Below are 18,728 nucleotides of genomic sequence, written 5' to 3' on the forward strand. Positions count from 1 at the left end.
CGACGGTCTTCAGCAAAACGATGCATCAGGTGCGAAAACGCACATCTTATAAATGTTGATCGACATTTATATTGCGGTTAAATGTCGATCAACATATATCCATCCGCAGCGAGCAGGAGGTTCAGATGCGCGTCAGCCGGGAACAGGCTCAGAGAAACCGCGAGCATGTCATCGACGTCGCCAGCCGCCTTTTCCGGGAGCGCGGCTTCGACGGCATCGGGGTCGACGACCTGATGAAGGAGGCCGGCCTGACCCGCGGCGGCTTCTACGGTCAGTTCAAGTCCAAGGAGGATCTGAAGGTCGAGGCGAGCCGGCGCGCGTTCTCAACGAACAAGGACAAGCTCTCGAAGGTCCTTGCTGAGCCGGCAGAGGGGACGCTGGCGGCCCTGGCGAAATTCTATCTGTCCGATGCCCATATCGACCGGCGGGGCGATGGCTGCACGCTGGCGGCTCTGAGCGGCGATGCTCCGCGCTACAGCCCTGAACTGCGGGCCGCGTTCAAGGACGGCATCGAAGATTACCTCGCCCTCATCGGCAGCACGCTGCCCGACACCTCGCCCGAGGAGCGGCGCGGCAAGTCCGTAGCGGCTCTCGCGACGATGGTCGGCGCGCTCGTTCTCGCCCGCGCCGTCGGACACGACGACCTCTCGCACGAAATCCTCTCGACCGCCGCCGACGATCTCGCGGCGAGATCGCAGGACGCGCCTACGCGCAAGAATTCTTAAGCGCTGCACCACCACTCAGCGCCTCCACATTCCAGGAGAAAGCCATTGTCCATCATCGACACCATGCCGATCGCGCAGCCTGCCGAGCGCAAGCTCACCGGCGGACTTCTGCTTCTGCTGGCGGGGCTTGCCGCCATCGGTGCGCTTTCCACCAACATCATCCTTCCCTCCTTTCCCTCGATTGCCAGAGCACTCGATGTGCCGACGCGCGATCTCGGCCTGACCCTGAGCAGCTTCTTCGTCGCCTTCGCCGTCGGACAATTGTTCGTCGGTCCGCTTTCGGACCGCTATGGCCGGCGGCACTTCGTCATCGGCGGCCTCGCGGTCTTCATCGCCGGCAGCATCATCTGCGCCCTTGCCGAAACTTTTCCGATACTGATTGCGGGACGCATCGTTCAGGCGCTCGGCGTCTGCGCGGCATCGGTTCTGTCCCGAGCCATCGCGCGCGATCTCTTCGATGGCGAGCAGCTTGCGAAGGCACTGTCGCTGACCATGGTGGCAATGGCGGCAGCGCCCGGCTTCTCGCCGCTTCTCGGCAGCGCGCTCGACACCCAATTCGGCTGGCGCTCGGCCTTCGTGGTCGTCGCAGCGCTTGGTGCCGCGCTCGTTCTCTATTACGCATTCGGCACCGGAGAAACTCACCCTGCGAACCGCCGCTCGGCAGCATCGCTTCGTGCCGTCATGCACGCCTATCGCAGCCTTCTCCTCGATGCACGTTTCATCTTTCCGGCACTTGCCGTCAGCCTCGTCATCGGTGGACTCTACGCATTCTTCGCCGCGGCTCCGGCTATCCTGATCGTGGAACTCGGACTCACCCCGTCGCAACTTGGCCTGTTTTTCGCGACGACGGTATTCGTCGTCTTCGGCAGCGGCCTGCTCGCGCCACGCCTCGCGCACAAATGGGGGGCACGCAGCATCGCCATCCTTGGCATCGTCCTCACCGTCCTTGGCGGTGTTGTCCTGCTCGCCGTGAGCGGCTCCGCGAGCTTTCTCGGCTTTGCTGCCGCAATCGCGATTTTCCTACTCGGCATGGGTCTGGTGAATCCGCTCGGCACCGCCATCACCCTGCACCCGTTCGGGCAGAAGGCGGGTCTCGCTTCTGCGCTTCTCGGCTTCCTGCAGATGGCCTGCGCGGCGCTCGGCACCGCGCTTACGACGACCCTCCCCTTATCGCCGGTTCTTTCCTTAAGCCTCATCCTCACCGGCGGCTCGATCCTGGCTCTCATCGTATTCCTTCGGCAACGCGCCGAGAACAATCATGGAAAGGCATAAGTCATGCGCTACAAGCTTTTCGGCACACATACCGGTCTTCGCGTCTCGGAACTCGTTCTCGGCACCGGCAATTTCGGCACGCGCTGGGGGCACGGCACGGAGCCCGACGAAGCCCGCCGCATCTTCGACGCCTATGCGGAGGCCGGCGGCAATTTCATCGACACCGCCGACAGCTATCAGTTCGGCCAGTCGGAAGAGATCCTCGGCGAGTTGCTGCACGGCCGGCGTGACGATTTCGTCGTGGCGACGAAGTTCACGCAGCGCGCCAATCCGAAAGACGGCATCCTCGTCACCGGCAACAGCCGCAAGGCGATGACGGCGTCGGTGGAGGCGAGCCTCAAGCGCCTGAAGACCGATCACATCGACCTCTATTGGGTGCATTACTCCGATGGCGTCACGCCGATGGAGGAGATCGTGCGCGGGTTCGACGATCTCGCGCGCGCCGGCAAGATTCTCTACGCAGGCCTTTCCGATTTCCCCGCCTGGCGCGTCGCACGCGCAGCCACCATCGCGGAACTGCGTGGTGCGATCCCAATCGCGGGACTGCAGGTCGAGCACAGCCTCGTCGAGCGCAGCACGGAACAGGAGCTCATCCCCGCAGGCCAAGCCCTCGGGCTCGGCGTGGTTGCGTGGTCGCCGCTCGGCGGCGGCATGCTCACGGGCAAATACCGGCAGGGTGAAGCCGGCCGTGCGCAGGGCCTCGGCGGCAAGGTGTTCCAGGCCGAGAATTCGGCACAGCGCAGCGCCGTGCTCGATGCGGTTTTGGCCATTGCCGAAGAGCTCGGCGTGACGCCGGGCGAAGTCGCCATCGCCTGGGTTGCGTCGAAGGGCTCCCTGCCGATCATCGGACCGCGCACCGCCGCGCAGCTCGCGAGTAACCTCGCCGCCGCGAAACTCAAGCTCTCCACCGCGCATATTGCGCAACTCGACGCCGTGAGCGCCCTGGCGCCGGTCTTCCCCTACACGATGATCAATGATGAAGGGATCCGTCAGCGCAGCGCCGGCGGCAAGTTCGATCTGCTCGACCGGCCTGTCGTTCCCGTCGCATAAGCTGCCTTGCAGGCTGATCTCGTGGAAGAGATCAGCCGTTATTCTCCGGTGCGAGATCGAGGAAGTGGCGCCCTGCCCTGTCGTCGATCTCGACAAGCCAGAGATCGGGATCGAAGCGCGATTCGCGGGTCATGCGCTCCTCCACATCGAGCGGCATGACGCCTTCCAGGATCGGCGAGAACAGGCGCTCGCCGCCCTCCTCGAGAAAGACCTGCGGCGCGGGGCCGAAGAGGCTTGCCGTGCCGTCGAGGCGATCGATCTTCACGAAGATCGCGCCGGCCTCGGCTGCGCCGCGCTTGCGCAGAGCGGCATCGATGCCCTCGATCGAGCATCGGCGCAGATAGGCGGAGACCCAGAAATCGGAGCGCAGGCGCGACACTACTGAACCGCGATGCCGGAGGCGGCGGAGAGTTCGCGGATCGTGCGCGCATTCAGCTCGCCCGTCACGGGAAGGCGCCGATCCTGCTCGAAGCGCTCGATGGCCTGGCGCGTGCCCGCCCCCATCATGCCGTCGACCTTGACGCTGTAGCCCAGCCGCGCGAGCGCACGCTGACCGGCGAGCACTATGTCGCCCGGATCGCGTCCCACCACATTGGCCGGGGGCACCGGCACGGGACCGCCCATGCGGATCATGTCGGCGATGGGATCCCGTGAGGCCGTGCGGGCTGCGGGAGGGGCTGCAGGAGGGGCTGCGGGTGCCGCCGCTGCCTGCGGGGCCCGCGCGGCAGGCACGGCAGCGACCGGCTGACCGCCGTTACGGATCATGTCCCCGATTGGGCTGCGGGCCGGCGGCTTCGGCGTGGCGACGGATCCGGCCGGCGGAGTCTCGGGATGCGCCATCGCTTCATGCGAGGCGATATCGTCATGCGGCTGCGCGCCGGGGCGCTGGGGCGGCAGAGGCTGCGCGATGTCCGCGTCTCGCCCCGGTACCGGCTCCGGCGCGAACACGACCTCGCGGGTGTTGAAGAGCGGCGCCGGATGGCGGCTCATCTGCAGGGCAAGCGCGTTCCAGGCGATCGCACCGCCACATCCGGCCAGGAAAAGGGCCGCGAGGATCTGGCGCGGATGTCCGGCGAGGAACGATGCCAGCCGCTCCCCGGCGCCGGGCCTGCGCTGCGGTTTGGCCGCGCGTCGCTGAGTCGGCCGCGCTGGCGCCTTCCGCCGCACGACGGACGGCAAGTCGAGATCGTCATCGGACTGGTCGAACAGAGCGTCACGCAAGGGAGTCGTTTCCGTCTTCGAAGAATGATGTCGTTGTGGGCCGCGAGGTCTGGAAGACAAGGCGGCACGATCACGGTTTTCTGTCATTTTCCAGGCCAAGCGTGACAGAGTGGGTTTAAGCGAAACCTAATTGCCGAGATGCGGGCCATGCCACCTGCGAGCCGATGTGGCACCGGCGCGGACGGGCGTCGGAGAGCACCTGGAATTATCGTTGTTTCGCAACGACTTGGATGTGAGGTCATTCGGAAAGATTTCGTTCATCCTGTTTCCAGATTCTTTCTCCGCGTCCTACGCGGCGCCGGCCGCCTACGTTATGGTGCTGCATCGTCCCTTGCTCATTCTATCCAGGCCCATGTTCTCGATCCTGCGTTTCGTTCTCATCGTCGGCGCGATTTTCTACTACTCACCGGTCCGCCAGCAGGGTGACGCTCTGGCGGCCATCGAGGCGTTCATGATGCCGAAGAAGAGCGAACCGGCCGCATCCCGCCCCGCTCCTGCCGCCGGCGAGCCAGGGCATCTGGAAACCGTGTGGAAGGCCCTCCCCGACAGTGCCAAGCAGGCGGTGGTCGACAGGATCCTCACCGGCTCCGGACTTCCCGTTGCCAGCAATGCCAAGGCCTCGGACACCCTGCTGCCGGAAGACCGCGCCTCCGCTGCGTCCAAGCCGCGCACGTAAATTCCGCCCCGCTGGTCGCCAAACGGCCGGGCGATGGCTATATGATCGGCAGGTCATATAGGTTTCCCATGCTGCCGACGATCGACGAAATCGTGTCCAATTTCGAACTGCTCGACGAGTGGGAGGAGCGCTATCGCTATCTCATCGAACTCGGCCGGATGAAGGAAACGTTGCCGCAAGAGGCCTATAGCGACGTCAACAAAGTCCAGGGCTGCGCCAGCCAGGTCTGGCTGCTCACCGATCTCGAATCCGAGAACGGCGAGCCCGTGCTGCATCTTCGCGGCGACAGCGATGCCCATATCGTGCGGGGCCTCGTGGCCCTCCTGATTTCCCTCTACAACGGCAAGACCGCAGCGGAGGCTTTGTCCACGGATGCTCTCGGCCTGTTCAAGGAACTCGGCCTGTCCGAGCATCTGACGCCGCAGCGCTCCAACGGCGTCAGGTCCATGGTCGAGCGCATCCGCCGCGATGCGCAGATGGCGCTGGCAGCGTCCTAACTTTTCCCACCCTCGATCACCACCGCCTGCCAGACTCGGATTCCGCGCGAGGCCGCGGGACCGTGGGCGGCGGGCTCGATGCCGTAATGCTCCGCGAGCCGCGCCAGCGCGAGGCGCACCACCACCTTGGCCGAACGCGGCGGCCATTGCCGCTCGCGTTCGATCTGCTCCAGCCCCTTCAGGAAGCCGCACAGATCGAGCAGCAGGTCGCTGAAGTCGCCGCCGAGGGCATCGTAGGCATGGCGCAGCCGCTGGCGAGCAGCGACCATGCGATCCGTCGCCTCTCCCGGCGAGGCCGGGCCGCCGCCGGGCATCCCGTCCCAGCGGGCAGTCACGCCCGGCAGGAGGCCTGCCAGCATGATGTCCGTCCTCAGGCGCTCCCCGGCCTGATAGGAGGCCTCGTCGATCATGGGCTCGCCCTTGCGGTCCTTGCGGCGGCGCAGCCAGTCGAGGGGGCTTTCCTCTGCGTCGACGCGCACCCGGGCCGGGCCGAGGTCGGTCGCGATCGTGGTCGTGTCGGTTGCGCGGTGCTGGTGGAAGAACGCCAAGTCCTCGTTGGGCGAAAGCGCCCGGCGCAGGTAGGCATCCCCTGCGCCGGTCAGCTGCAGCTTCCTTCGGCCAGATGCGCCGCTCCAGCATGCGAGATCCCGGCTGACGAGCGCCTCCGCAGCGGCAAGGGCGAAGCGCCCTGCTCCCACCGAAATGCCGGACCGGCGTCTGTGGATAAGCACGCTTTCGGGATCGGTCGGATCGAGGAAGGCCGAGGTTTCCGCCTGTCCCAACGTCGTGAGAAGCCGGTCGGCGTCCTTCGTCATGGATTCGCCGGCGAGCCGTCCGGACCCTGGCTCGCTCACCCTCCCCTGTTTCGCGCGTCTCTTCGAAAGCCCCTGTTTCGCGGATGAAATATGATCTGCGGCAATACTTTTACGGCCCGCCTTGCCGTCCCTAATGTTCATGTTTTGTTCCTACAACTAAAACAAGAAGGGGTACCCCTTCCACCCTCGATAGTGGGGCCATATTCCTAGTTGTCAACGCGGATTCAAATCTGTCGATAAGAGCGAGGATAAGTCGGAGCGGCGCCTGCCGCTCCGCACAAAGGCCGCAATGGCCCCTCGCTTTTGACGACGAGGGACTTGCGTTCGACTCACGCGACGGAGGCGATCTTAAGGGATCCGGGCTCCGATCCGGAGGCGAACAGAAAGCCTTCGTCCGCCCATCCTGTCATGCCCCCGAGCATGAGCTTGACCGGACGTCCGAGCGTGGCGAGCCTCAAGGCCGCGTGGTCGGCTCCGTTGCAATGCGGGCCTGCGCAATAGACCACGAACAGCCTATCCTTGGGCCAGGCGGCCATGCGGTCCGCCGTCATCTCCCGATGCGGAATGTTGAGCGCACCCGGCACATGGCTTCTCGCATAAGCGTTAGGGCCGCGCGCATCGACGAGGACGAAATCGACGGGACCGTTGGAAAGCGCGTCATGCACATCGGCGCAATCGGTCTCGAAGGAGAGACGGGCGGCGAAATGAGCGGCTGCGGTTTCCGAGGGAGCGGCAAGAATGGCGGCGACGGAACTGGCGGGCATGGGAAACTCCTCTTGCAAAAACCTCGCCAGCCTTCTGAAAAAGCGCCATGGTGAAAAGTGGCGCTCCTGCCAACGTTCGTAAACATCATGCCAAACCGTCTCGTCGTCGCCCTCGCCTATGACCGCCTGAGCACTTTCGAATTCGGCATCGCGGTCGAGATCTTCGGCCTGCCTCGCCCCGAGATGGGGCCGGATTGGTATCGCTTTGCCGTCTGCGCCATCGAGCCGGGGCCCCTGCGCGCCATTGGCGGCTTCCAGGTCGTCGCGGATGGCGGCCTCGAACTGCTGGAGCAGGCGGACACGATCGTGATTCCCGGCTGGCGCGGGGCCGGCAGCGAACCCGTTCCGGCGGCGCTCATCGAGGCCCTCAGAAAGGCGCATGCCCGCGGGGCGCGGCTGATGTCGATCTGCTCCGGCGTCTTCGCGCTCGCCGCGACGGGGCTCCTGTCGGGCCGGCGGGCGACGACTCACTGGCATTATGTCGACCGGCTGGCAGGTGCCTATCCCGATATCCGGGTCGAGCCGGATGTGCTCTATGTGGATGAGGGCCGCGTCCTGACCTCGGCGGGCAGTGCCGCGGGAATCGACCTCTGCCTGCATGTGGTTCGCGCCGATTTCGGGCCCGAGATCGCCAACCGGCTCGCGCGCCGCCTCGTCGTGCCGCCGCATCGCGAGGGTGGCCAGGCGCAGTTCATCGAGAGGCCCGTGCCGCCCGCTCACGAAGCCGTGAGGTTCGCCCCGCTCTTCGACCGGATGCGCGAGCGGCTCGCCCAGGAACAGCCGATCGCGGAACTCGCCCGTGAGGCGGGCATGAGCGTTCGAACCTTCCTGCGCCGGTTCAAGGCCGCGACGGGGCTTCCGCCGGGCGAATGGATTCTCGCGGAGCGTCTGATCCGCGCCCGCGAATTGCTGGAAACGACGCACCATTCCATCGAGAGCATCGCCGGCGCCACCGGCTTCGGCTCGTCCGCGACCCTGCGCCATCATTTCCGGGCCCGGCTCGGCACGAGCCCCGCAGCCTATCGGAGCCGGTTCTCGCAGGATGCGAGGCCCGCTTCCAGTCGGTAAACAGGCTCAAAAAAGCAAAAAGCCGCCCCCAGGGGGCGGCTGATCTCGTCGTACGGACGACGCTTAGCTGCTGCTGCGCGAGGAGCGGCGCTTCCGGCGCTGCTGGCCGAGACCCATCTCCTTGGCGAGCTCGGAGCGAGCCTTGGCGTAATTCGGAGCCACCATCGGGTAATCGACGGGCAGGCCCCACTTCTCGCGATACTGCTCGGGCGTCATGTTGTACTGCGTGCGCAGGTGGCGCTTCAGCGACTTGAACTTCTTGCCGTCCTCGAGACAGACGATGTAGTCCGGTGTCACCGACTTCTTCACGGGAATCGCCGGCTTCGGCGCTTCCACAGGGATCTCCACGGTGCCGCCCCCGACACGCAGAAGAGCCGAATGAACTTCGTTGATCAGGGTCGGAAGGTCGCCCGTAGGAACGGAATTATTGCTGACATAGGCCGACACGATGTCGGCAGCCAACTCAATGTAGTTCGATGCAGCGATATTGTCGCTCATTTTGATTTTCTTCCTTTCAGGTTCTTTAGAATCGCTCAAAAAAGCTTTTCAACCTAAATCTGAGCATTCTTGTCTGAAGCAATGCTTGCCTCATCCTTGAACCGCACCGTAGTTGCACAGAAATCGTGCTCATTTGTCCAAGTATGTCAAATCGTGCCCCATTGCAAGATGTTCAAAAGGAAAACTTTGGAAAACTTCGCATCAACTTCCACTATGCAATAAACCTACGGTGAAAAGTTAATGGCTCAGGGGACAGGTTAAGGCTTTCATCACGTGAATTTCATTATTGAGATCCAAAGAAGTAACTAGAAAGGCACCTGTCCTCGACCTCGGGCGATCGATCACTACCGACGGACCCATGATGGGAAATCCGAGTTAACTGTGCATAATCGCTCCTCCCGACGATCCAACCGGACCCTTTCATGAATCTTGAGCGCCCGCCGTTTCATCCGCTGCCTGCTGTCCCCACGATTCCCGCCAAACCCCATGCCTTCGATGTTCATGGCGTCAGGATCCAGGATGATTACGCGTGGCTGAAGGCGGAGAACTGGAAGGAGGTTCTCAAGGATCCGACGGTTCTCGATCCGGAGATCCGGGCCTGCCTCGAGCAGGAGAATGCCTACGCGAAGGCGGCCTTCTCCGGAACGGAAGAGTTCCAGGCCCACCTCGTCGCCGAAATGCGCGGGCGCATCAAGGAGGATGATTCCACCGTTCCCGAGCCCGATGGGCCGTTCGCCTATTTCACACGCTACCGCGAGGGCGGGCAGCATCCGCTCGTCTGCCGTCAGCCGCGCGATGGCGGGACCGAGACGATCATGCTCGATGGCGACAGGGAAGCGGAAGGCCATCCCTTCTTCGATCTCGGCGGCGCGGACCATTCGCCGGATCACCGCCTGATGGCCTGGGGCGCGGACATCAAGGGCTCGGAATATTTCACGATCCGAGTGCGAGACCTCGAGAGCGGCGCCGATCTGCAGGACGACATTCAGCAGACATCCGGCGGCGCGGTCTGGCTCAACGATTCCTCCGGCTTCTACTATGTCGAGCTCGACGAGAATCATCGTCCGGTACGTGTCAAGCGCCATCTCCTCGGATCAAGCACGGATCAAGACCAGGTCATCTACGAGGAGCAGGATCCCGGCTTCTTCGTGAAGCTCGGCACCACGCAATCCGACGCCTTCGTGCTCATCGAGGCGAGCGATCATGAGACGTCCGAAATCTGGCTGCTCGACCGCGCCGATTCATCCGCCTCGCCACGGCTCATCGAACCGCGTACGCCGCAGCTCAAATACGATGTGGATCATCACGGCGACAGCCTGATCATCCTGACCAATGCCGATGGCTCGGAGGATTTCAAGATCGTCACCGCGCCGGTGGCAACGCCAGGCCGCGCGCAATGGCGCGATCTCGTGCCCTACAAGCCGGGCACGATGATCCTGTCCATGGTGGCGCTTGCCCGCTATCTCGTGCGCCTCGAACGTGAGAACGCCAATCCGCGCATCGTTCTGCGCGACTTCGCGACAGGCCGCGAGGAAACCGTCGCCTTCGACGAAGAGGCCTATTCTCTCGGATTTTCCGCCGGCTACGAATTCGATACCGATGTCATCCGCTATCACTATTCGTCGATGACGACGCCGAGCGAAGTGATGGATTACGATCTGCGCACCGGCGAGCGCGTTCTGCGCAAGCGGCAGGAGGTGCCGAGCGGCCACAACCCGGCCGACTACGTGACCCGCCGCCTCTTCGCAACCGCGGCTGATGGGGAGCAGGTTCCGATCTCTCTCGTTCAGCGGCGTGACATCGCTCTCGACGGTTCCGCTCCGTGCCTGCTCTACGGCTACGGCTCCTATGGCATGTCCATGCCGGCGAGCTTTCGGACCGGCATCCTCTCCCTCGTCGATCGCGGCTTCGTCTACGCCATTGCACATATCCGCGGCGGCACCGAAAAGGGATGGCGCTGGTACACTGACGGCAAGCGCGAGAAGAAGCCGAACACGTTCACGGATTTCATCGCCTGCGGCGAAGCCCTGGTCGCGGCAAACTACACATCGCGCGGAGGCATCGTTGCTCATGGCGGCAGCGCCGGCGGCATGCTTATGGGCGCGGTCGCCAATCTGGCTCCCGACCTGTTCGCCGGAATCATCGCCGAGGTGCCCTTCGTCGACGTGCTCAACACCATGCTCGACAGCGAGTTGCCGCTGACCCCTCCGGAATGGCCTGAATGGGGCAATCCGGCAGCGGACGAAGCGGCCTTCCGCAGCATCCTGTCCTACTCGCCCTACGACAACGTGAAGCCGCAGAGCTATCCGGCCATCCTGTCGCTCGCGGGCCTTACCGATCCGCGCGTCACCTATTGGGAGCCGGCCAAGTGGGTCGCCCGACTCAGGGCCACTATGACCGGCGGCGGACCGATCCTGTTCAAGCTCAACATGGAAGCGGGTCACGCCGGCGCGGCAGGCCGCTTCGACCGTCTCGAAGAGGTGGCCCTCGCCTATACCTTCGCCCTGAAGTGCATCGGGGGGTTTCAGAGTTGAGCCGAAACCCTATATCTTTGCAGAGGCCTGCGACGAGTAAGAGAAGATCTGCAACCGAGGCACCCGAGGCCGTGAGCGATCGAGACCGGGATGGGACAAGCGGTGTGCTCGCCCCTCCGACGGCAAAGAACAGCGAAGCTTCCGAAGGCGACGCCAGCCGGCGCATCGCGGAACTCGAGCAGCGCCTGCACGAAAAGGAGACGGCGCTCCGCATCGCCAACGGCAAGCTGACGATGGCGCTCGAGATCGCCAAGCTGAGTGCCTGGGACCGCAATCTCGTCACCGAGGAGATGACGGGTTCTACCTCCTTCAAGCCCAGTCTCGGCCTTACACAGGACTCGATCCTGAGCCACGATCAGCTCGAGCAAATGTTTCATCCCGCAGATCTCGAACGGATCCGGCAGGCTATCTCCTTCGGCGTCAAGACGAAGACGCATTTCAACGTCGAGCATCGCTTCATCAAGCCTGACGGACGCATCATCCGGGTGCAGGTGAAAGGCGCCGCCGTCTATGACGACGATGGCGAGCCCGCCCATCTCTTCGGCGTTTTCCAGGACATCACCGAACGGGAGCGCATCAAGGAGGAGATCAACCAGGCGCAGAAGCGCCAGGGGTTTCTGCTCAACCTGAACGATCAGCTGCGCAGCCTCGACGATCCCGATGCGATCATGGAAGCAACCGCACAGAGCCTCGGGCGCTTCCTGAATGTCGATTGCGCCGGCTATGGCGAGGTCGACGAAGCGCGCGGCATGATCCTCGTCGAGCGGGAATGGTCCAAGGGCGTCATCGGCAACGAGGGCCGGGCCTACAGGCTCTACGACTTCCTGCCGACGATGATGGCCGAACTGAAGCAGGGGCGCCCGATCTTCGTCGAGGATATCAGGAACGACCCGCGCGCGGAGAACCCCGCCGTTCAGGCCGCATACAGCACCATCAATGCGCGCTCGGCCCTTGCCGTCCCGCTGCTCAAGGACCAGAAACTCACGGCCATCCTCTACATGCACTCGGCGGATTCGCGTGCCTGGTCCGTGGACGATCTCTCGCTCGCCGAGGACGTGGCCGAGCGCACATGGACTGCGGTGGAGAAGGCTCGCGCCGAAGCCGACCTGCGCGAGACCGATGCGCGCTTCCGCCTGATCGCGGAATCGCTTCCGGCACTCGTGTGGATTCTCAACCCGCGCACCGAGCTTGTCTATGCGAACGAGCGCTGGGTCAGCTATTCGGGCCTGTCGCGCGAGGAGGCATTGGGTCATAGTTGGATGAGCGCCATCCATCCCGACGACATGGTCAGGATGAACGAGGAACTGGTTCCGGTCGTCACGCAGCATACGGCTTATACGACTGAAGCTCGCTACCGGTCGCATGAGGGCGCTTATCGCTGGCATCTGATCCAGGGCGCGCCGATCCATTCCGCCGGCGGGGAGTTCAAGGGCTGGGTCGGGACCAGCGTCGACATCCACGATCTCAAGCTGACGGAAGACGCTCTGCGCAAGAGCGACGAGCAGCTTCGCCTGGCATTGCAGGCTGCAAAAATGGGCAATTGGAGTTGGGATTCGGCAACGAACCTCATTCAATTGTCAGACCAGGCAGCCGGAATCATCGGAGTACCCTGCGGAACCCGGATCACGCCGGAGGAAATTCGGCAGCGGACCCACCCGGCCGACCTGCCCCGCGGGATGGAAGCCAGAAAGATCGCGCTGGAAACTGGGTTTCCCTACAACGTCCAGTATCGGATGCGGCGTTTCAACGATGATGCAGCGGTCTGGGTTTCTTCGCACGGGCAGCGATCCATGCTGGAAAACGGAACGATCATTTCCAGCGGCATCATCCAGGACATCACCGAGAGCAAGCAGTTCGAAGAACGTCAGCAGCTGCTGATCCGCGAGCTGCATCACCGGGTCAAGAACACGCTGGCCACCGTCCAGGCCATCGTCGGCTCGACGGCGCGCACGGCCTCCAGCATCGACGAATTCTATCAGGGCTTCGTCGGCCGCATCGTATCGCTCGCGCGGACTCACAATCTGCTCACCGAGGATCTTTGGCAGAAGGCGGCACTGGAGGAACTCATCCAGACCGAACTCGGCCCTTATGAAGACGAGGCGCGTAACCGCATTTCTATCGACGGGCCGCATGTGGAACTGCCATCGGAAGCGGCGGTGCCCATCGGAATGGCGATCCACGAGCTGACGACGAATGCAGCAAAGCACGGCGCTCTCTCCACTTTCGGCGGACAGGTCGATGTCCGATGGACGATCGCGCAAAATGAGCGGCCGATGCTGCACTTCACCTGGGTCGAACGGGGCGGACCGCGCGTGAGCGCGCCCACACGTCAGGGCTTCGGCTCGCGTCTGCTGCAGCGGGTGCTCGCAACGCAATTGCAGGCAGAGGTGTCGATGGAGTTTCCGGAGGACGGCTTGCGCTTCTCCATGACGCTGCCGATCCCGAACGAGCCGCCGCTCTTCAACCCGAACCCGTAGAGACCGCCATGCTTCTCGACGCGAAACGCTCACACCTTCTCGTGGTCGATCTGCAGGAGCGGCTGATGCCGGCGATCCATGACGGCGAGAGCGTCGTTCGCAACACGAAAATCCTGCTCGCTGCGGCCGCTCGACTCGATATTCCCGTGACGGTGACCGAGCAATATCCGAAGGGGCTGGGCCATACGGTCCAGCCGGTGCGTGAGGCGCTGCCGCCGGAGGCGGTTACACTCGCGAAGACCACGTTCTCCTCAGCCCGCGACGCAGGCATCGCGGAGCGCGCCGCCACGTTGCGGGGCGCCGGTCTCGATCAGCTCGTCGTTTGCGGCACGGAGGCTCATATCTGCGTGCTACAGAGCGCGATTGAATTCAAGCGCATGGGGTTCGACGTCTTCGTCGTGGCGGATGCGGTGTCGAGCCGCTCGCCTCACAGCGTCGATGCAGCCTGCGCGCGGTTGTTGCATGCCGGCTGCCACTGGGTGACGACGGAAATGGTTGCCTTCGAATGGCTCGGTGAAGCAGCGACGGAGGATTTTCGCGCGCTGGCGCCGCTCTTCAAATAGCGGATGAGGAATTCCCCTCGCCTCCGGCGGCGATGAACTCCTTCAGTTCCTCGAGGGATTTGAACCGGAACACGCCGCTCGGCGTCTGCGCCTCGATCGATCCGTCAGAGAACATCACGTATTTGTTGTCGCCCGAATTATAGGTGCCGACGACCGTCGCGGTTTCCCCCTCATCGCGAGCGATCTCTTCTTCTGGCTCTTCTTCCAGATCGGGCTGGACCGGCACCGGCTCGATCTCGGAAACCTTGTCCGGCTCCGGTTCGGATTCCGCAACCGACTCGCCCCGATCGTCGCGGTCGTCGAATTCCCGCACTTCGGGCTCGCGCTCTTCTTCGACATCGCGGTTGTAGATGTCGGCTCCGTCTGCGACACGGGGCTCTTCGTCGGCCTCGCGATCCCGCCCGGCGAGCAGGAAGTCGGGCACCTTCATGTCCGTCTCGTCCTCCTCATCGCGCGGCGTCGCAGGAGGCGGTGTCGTGCGGGGCGGGAACGGCAGGGCCGGCTCGTCCGCCCGCGGTGCCTCGGGCCACTCGGCCGCTTGAACCTTGCCCTCGTCGCCTTCGCTCCGATCCTCTTCGGCAAAGAGCGGAAGAACGGGCTGATGAGCTTCGTCCTTGGCTTCCGCCTCGTCCGCATCGGCGACTGACGCAGCGGCAATGACGCCGCCGGAAGCGGCCGCCAGCGAAAGGCCTGCGAGAGACGGCGACACACCGACAACGGCCTCGCGCGCGGATTCCTCCTGGATCTGCGACAGCAGGGTCTGAATGCGCGACAGCTTCGACACCGCCGCCGCGATGCCGAGCAGGATGGCGCCGCTCGCAGCGATGACGCTGCCGGCAATCACCATCGTCCAGCCACGCTCGACCAGAACGATATCCCATCCGAAAAACGTGGTGAGCAGCCCACCGAGGATCATCGCGACAGCGAGGGCCAGAAGTGCGATGATCATGCCGTCTCCATCATACGCAAACCGAAGATTATCAAGGCAAAGCTATGCTTCTATAGGCAAAAGACAACCGCCTGGGAAGCTTGGGCAGAAAAAAGTCCGTACCTTGGCCGTTGCTCTTGAGGCCCCTGCGCTTTAACTAACGGTCAGGTCGCTCAATCAAAGGAGACGCCGATGTCGTTCACCCTGCCCGAACTGCCTTACGCCTATGATGCCCTGCAGCCCTACATGTCGAAGGAGACCCTGGAGTTTCACCACGACAAGCACCATGCGGCTTACGTCAACACCGGCAACAACCTGCTGAAAGGCACGGAATTCGAGGGCAAGAGCGTCGAAGAGGTCGTGAAAGGCTCCTACGGCAAGAACCAGGCCCTCTTCAACAATGCGGGACAGCATTACAACCACATCCACTTCTGGCTGTGGATGAAGCCGAATGGCGGCGGCGCCCTTCCCGGCAAGCTCGAGAAGAAGATTGTCGAGGATATCGGCTCCGTCGACAAGATGAAGGAAGACTTCATCCAGGCCGGAATCGGCCAGTTCGGCTCGGGCTGGGCCTGGCTTGCGGTCAAGGACGGAAAGATCGCCGTCATGAAGACCCCGAACGGCGAAAACCCGCTCGTTCACGGCGCCCAGCCGATCCTCGGCTGCGATGTGTGGGAGCATTCCTACTACATCGACTACCGCAACCGCCGTCCCGACTATCTCAAGGCCTTCCTCGACAATCTCGTGAACTGGGAACATGTGGAAGAGATGTACGAGAACGCGACGAAGTAAGTCGAAACGGTCATACTGTCATGCGGGCCTCTTCGGAGGCCCGTTTCATGTCATTTTCCGAAGGACTGCACCGTGGCCGATTTTCTCTTGCGCTCCATCCTGATCGGCGTCGGTGCAACGGTTATTTTCGATCTTTGGGGTCTTTTCCTGAAGCGCGCCTTCGGGCTTGGCGGCGCCAACTGGGCCCCTGTCGGCCGCTGGTTCTGCCATCTCACCGGCGGCAAGGTCTTTCACGACGATATCGCGCAGGCACCGCCCTTCGCCCACGAGCTGGCGGCCGGCTGGATTTTCCACTACCTGGTCGGCATCCTCTTCGCCGCCATCCTGCTCGCCGTGACGCCCCCCGGCTGGGCGCAGCAGCCGACCCTGATGCCGCCCCTCATCGTCGGCCTCGTCACGGTCGGTGCCGGCTGGTTCCTGCTTCAGCCGGGCATGGGGGCGGGCATTGCGGCCTCCAGGCGGCCGAATGCGAACCAGATCAGGATACTCAACATCCTCGGGCATATCGTCTTCGGCCTGGGCCTCTACGTGACCGCGCTTCTCATCCGCTAAGGCATCCGACCCCGAAGGCCGTTTCGCTTTCACGCGGTCCCGCTCGCTCTCCAGAACTCCGCGTTCGGCATGTGCCCTTCGGAATCCGCACTGAATTCGGGCCGGATGCGGTCGAGGAAATACATGTCGACCGCGCCGATATGCTTGACCTCGACCTGCCCACGCGGTTCGGTCTGAAACAGGCGCTCCACGTGATGAAGCGTGCTTGCCGAGATGTTCACGCGCCCCGGCTCGCAGGCTTCCTCCAGGCGCTGAGCGACATTCACCGAATTGCCCCAGATGTCATAGGTGAAACGCCGCTGGCCCACGACACCGGCTATCACCGAGCCTGAGTTGACGCCGATGCGCAGCTCCCAGGACGGAAGCCGGAGCTTTTCGCGCTGCCGGTTGGCATTGCGGATGAAGGCTTGCATCTGCAGGGACGCGAGACACGCATCGATTGCGTGGGTGCGATTGGACTCAGGCAGGCCGCCCGCACAGAGATAAGCGTCGCCGATCGTCTTGATGGTCTCCAGGCGGTTCGTCTTGGATATGTCGTCGAACCGGCCGAAATTCTGGTCGAGCTGGGCGAGAAGCCGGGCGGGATCGAGGGTTTCCGTCAGAAGCGTGAATTCCTTGAAATCCGCGTACAGAATCGTGGTGGCCTCGTGGAAGCGAGGCTCGACATGCCCGCTGGCCTTCAGTTCCTCGGCCACCTTCTGAGGCAGGATGTTGCGCAGGAGATCATCGGACTGATCCCTCGCCTGCTCGGCGGAAGTCTTGGCCTGCGCCAGTTCCTCCAGGAGCGCATCGCGCTCGATGAGCTGTCGCCGCAGCTCGAGCAGCGCCATGGCCTGCTGCGACAGGCGACGCACGGCCTCGCGCTGGGACGGGCGCAGCTCATGCGGTTCGAAGCCGACGACGCAGAGCGTGCCCAGAGCATAACCTTCCCGATTGATCAGCGGCATGCCGCAATAGAAGCGGATATGCGGCTCCTCCGCGACGATGGGCAGATGCTTATAACGTTCGTGGATTGTCAGGTCCGGCACGTAGATGAGGTCGTTCGAGCAGAGGGTAGCGCTGCAGACGGTGATCTCGCGCGGGCACTCGGTGTAATCGGCAGGCAGGCCGTATTTCGACTTCATCCACTGGCGCCGCTCGTCCATCAGGCTGATCAGGGCGACGGGACAGCCGCAGATCTCGGCCGCGAGCTCCGTCACGGCGTCGAAGGCGAATTCCGGCGGCGTATCCATGATCCTATAGAGGGCTAGGGCCGCCAGCCGATCGGTCTCATTGACGGAGGGCGCATCCTGCATGGCCTTGCTCCCTCGGGCTCTACGGCCCGGCGGACACCGCCCCTGCCGGCACGGCCTTGAAGGAATGGTCGGATGCAACCGACCCAAGGCTCGGAGTTGGATGAAGTATAGCGGAGTTTGACCTCAAGACGAGGCATTCGGGCCCCACGCTCACGCAATTTCAGGGCTCAATCGCAATCCCCTGTGCTCCAGCAATTCCCGGAAAGCATCCGACTTGAGGTAGTTCAGCTCCTCGATCCGGCTCTCCACGACAGGATCGAGCGCCCGCAACCCGTCGTCTACGTAGCCGGGATGGCACATGACGAGGGGATGCGGCCCAAGATGCGAGAACGCCTCCCCGAACACCCTCTCGACCGGGAACGAGAGATCGAGCGGGGCGAAGCCCGAAAATCCCCTGTTGGTGGGGAAGCCCGCCTTGTGAGCCTGCCGGGCGAAGCCCTTCGCGAGGGCCTTCACGACCAGGGCCTTGCTGCGCCCGATGGGACGGCGCAGGACGGAAGCCGCCCTGTCCGACGGGTCCCGCAGCCAGGTACGGCCCGCATAGCCTCGCGCCGCCAGCGCCTGGATCAGCGCCTGTCGGATGCCCGGCAGCACATGGACATGCTGGTGACCGTCGACGAAGGCGGGCGCCTCGGCGAAGGCCTGGGTGAACGCGTCGAGCTGGCGCGCGATTTCCGCCGCGATCTCAGAGGCCTGCAACTGCCGCTTCAGGGCCTTGGCCAACAGGATCTGCAAGGGAGGAAACACCCCGCCCGCAGCCAGGGACGGCATCTCTCCCAGGGGAACCCCGACGGTGAAGTTGAGATGGAGCCCGACCGCGATCCTCTCCTTCAAGGGCTTGAGATCTGGCGCAGCACGGCGCCAGCCGGGCATGTTGGTCATGGCACCGGTCGCGGAGAGGCGCCCCATGGCCGCCAGTTCCAGAATGCCCCGACTGACCCCATCGGCGAGGCCGAAATCGTCGGCGCATAGGATGACGTTACGCAAGGAACCCATGGATG

The 18,728-nt window shown here is 63.6% G+C and carries 19 protein-coding genes; 11 read left to right on the forward strand and 8 right to left on the reverse strand.

What is annotated here, in order from left to right; all coding sequences use genetic code 11:
* The first annotated feature begins 125 nt into the window (after nt 1-125).
* Genes JKL46_RS05070 through JKL46_RS05080 form a run of 3 tightly spaced genes read left to right on the forward strand, consistent with a single transcriptional unit; the run spans nt 126 to nt 3,047 of the window.
* Complete coding sequence (locus tag JKL46_RS05070; protein WP_201830416.1) at nt 126-725, forward strand: TetR/AcrR family transcriptional regulator; 600 nt, start codon at nt 126-128, stop codon at nt 723-725.
* A 45-nt stretch (nt 726-770) separates the two neighbouring features.
* Nucleotides 771-1,997 carry a multidrug effflux MFS transporter gene (locus JKL46_RS05075; protein WP_246529158.1) on the forward strand — a complete coding sequence of 409 codons (1,227 nt, stop codon included), beginning with the start codon at nt 771-773 and terminating at the stop codon, nt 1,995-1,997.
* Between the two features lie 3 nt (nt 1,998-2,000).
* On the forward strand, nt 2,001-3,047 hold the full coding sequence (locus JKL46_RS05080) for an aldo/keto reductase (RefSeq protein ID WP_201830418.1): 1,047 nt from the start codon (nt 2,001-2,003) through the stop codon (nt 3,045-3,047).
* Between the two features lie 31 nt (nt 3,048-3,078).
* On the opposite strand, the gene JKL46_RS05085 is transcribed toward JKL46_RS05080, so the two are convergent.
* Nucleotides 3,079-3,426: a DUF1491 family protein gene (locus JKL46_RS05085; protein WP_201830419.1), complete on the reverse strand. Its 348-nt coding sequence runs from the start codon at nt 3,424-3,426 to the stop codon at nt 3,079-3,081.
* Nucleotides 3,426-4,268, reverse strand: a complete 843-nt coding sequence (locus JKL46_RS05090; RefSeq protein WP_201830420.1) for a peptidoglycan-binding domain-containing protein — start codon at nt 4,266-4,268, stop codon at nt 3,426-3,428. The genes JKL46_RS05085 and JKL46_RS05090 overlap by 1 nt, the downstream gene beginning before the upstream one ends.
* 331 nt (nt 4,269-4,599) lie before the next feature.
* Here JKL46_RS05090 and JKL46_RS05095 point away from each other — a divergent pair, with 331 nt between their 5' ends.
* Together JKL46_RS05095 and JKL46_RS05100 are read left to right on the forward strand one after the other, a co-directional pair.
* On the forward strand, nt 4,600-4,944 hold the full coding sequence (locus JKL46_RS05095) for a hypothetical protein (protein WP_201830421.1): 345 nt from the start codon (nt 4,600-4,602) through the stop codon (nt 4,942-4,944).
* 68 nt (nt 4,945-5,012) lie between these two features.
* On the forward strand, nt 5,013-5,441 hold the full coding sequence (locus JKL46_RS05100; protein WP_201830422.1) for a SufE family protein: 429 nt from the start codon (nt 5,013-5,015) through the stop codon (nt 5,439-5,441).
* Here JKL46_RS05100 and JKL46_RS05105 read toward each other — a convergent pair.
* Entirely contained in the window at nt 5,438-6,256 is an 819-nt protein-coding gene (locus JKL46_RS05105; RefSeq protein WP_201830423.1) for a DUF6456 domain-containing protein, read from the reverse strand. The two genes, JKL46_RS05100 and JKL46_RS05105, sit on opposite strands and share 4 nt — an antisense overlap.
* 329 nt (nt 6,257-6,585) lie before the next feature.
* Entirely contained in the window at nt 6,586-7,020 is a 435-nt protein-coding gene (locus JKL46_RS05110) for a rhodanese-like domain-containing protein (RefSeq protein ID WP_201830424.1), read from the reverse strand.
* Between the two features lie 87 nt (nt 7,021-7,107).
* On the opposite strand from JKL46_RS05110, the gene ftrA reads away from it, so the two are divergent.
* Entirely contained in the window at nt 7,108-8,088 is a 981-nt protein-coding gene (gene ftrA / locus JKL46_RS05115; protein ID WP_201830432.1) for a transcriptional regulator FtrA, read from the forward strand.
* A gap of 63 nt (nt 8,089-8,151) precedes the next feature.
* Here ftrA and JKL46_RS05120 read toward each other — a convergent pair whose 3' ends face one another.
* Nucleotides 8,152-8,586 (reverse strand): Ros/MucR family transcriptional regulator, encoded by a 435-nt coding sequence (locus JKL46_RS05120; RefSeq protein WP_201830434.1) that lies wholly within the window; start codon nt 8,584-8,586, stop codon nt 8,152-8,154.
* A gap of 422 nt (nt 8,587-9,008) precedes the next feature.
* Here JKL46_RS05120 and JKL46_RS05125 point away from each other — a divergent pair, with 422 nt between their 5' ends.
* From JKL46_RS05125 to JKL46_RS05135, 3 genes are all read left to right on the forward strand, one after another.
* The gene (locus tag JKL46_RS05125; RefSeq protein ID WP_201830436.1) at nt 9,009-11,120 is read left to right on the forward strand and encodes a S9 family peptidase; all 2,112 of its coding nucleotides are present in this window, start codon (nt 9,009-9,011) and stop codon (nt 11,118-11,120) included.
* A gap of 71 nt (nt 11,121-11,191) precedes the next feature.
* Nucleotides 11,192-13,597, forward strand: coding sequence for a PAS domain-containing protein (locus tag JKL46_RS05130; protein ID WP_201830443.1), 2,406 nt, complete (start codon nt 11,192-11,194; stop codon nt 13,595-13,597).
* A gap of 8 nt (nt 13,598-13,605) precedes the next feature.
* Entirely contained in the window at nt 13,606-14,160 is a 555-nt protein-coding gene (locus JKL46_RS05135) for a hydrolase (protein WP_201830445.1), read from the forward strand.
* Here JKL46_RS05135 and JKL46_RS05140 read toward each other — a convergent pair.
* Nucleotides 14,153-15,109, reverse strand: a complete 957-nt coding sequence (locus JKL46_RS05140) for an MFS transporter (protein WP_201830446.1) — start codon at nt 15,107-15,109, stop codon at nt 14,153-14,155. The two genes, JKL46_RS05135 and JKL46_RS05140, sit on opposite strands and share 8 nt — an antisense overlap.
* A gap of 171 nt (nt 15,110-15,280) precedes the next feature.
* On the opposite strand from JKL46_RS05140, the gene JKL46_RS05145 reads away from it, so the two are divergent.
* A complete protein-coding gene (locus tag JKL46_RS05145; protein WP_201830447.1) occupies nt 15,281-15,880 on the forward strand; it encodes a superoxide dismutase in 600 nt (199 codons plus the stop codon).
* A 72-nt stretch (nt 15,881-15,952) separates the two neighbouring features.
* A complete protein-coding gene (locus tag JKL46_RS05150) occupies nt 15,953-16,432 on the forward strand; it encodes a DUF2938 family protein (protein WP_201830448.1) in 480 nt (159 codons plus the stop codon).
* 29 nt (nt 16,433-16,461) lie between these two features.
* Here JKL46_RS05150 and JKL46_RS05155 read toward each other — a convergent pair whose 3' ends face one another.
* On the reverse strand, nt 16,462-17,727 hold the full coding sequence (locus tag JKL46_RS05155) for an adenylate/guanylate cyclase domain-containing protein (RefSeq protein WP_201830450.1): 1,266 nt from the start codon (nt 17,725-17,727) through the stop codon (nt 16,462-16,464).
* Nucleotides 17,728-17,877: 150 nt separating this feature from the next.
* Nucleotides 17,878-18,723 (reverse strand): ChbG/HpnK family deacetylase, encoded by an 846-nt coding sequence (locus tag JKL46_RS05160; RefSeq protein ID WP_201830451.1) that lies wholly within the window; start codon nt 18,721-18,723, stop codon nt 17,878-17,880.
* Between the last annotated feature and the right edge of the window lie 5 nt (nt 18,724-18,728).

Source organism: Microvirga zambiensis WSM3693, from assembly GCF_016735695.1.
GTDB lineage: Bacteria > Pseudomonadota > Alphaproteobacteria > Rhizobiales > Beijerinckiaceae > Microvirga > Microvirga zambiensis.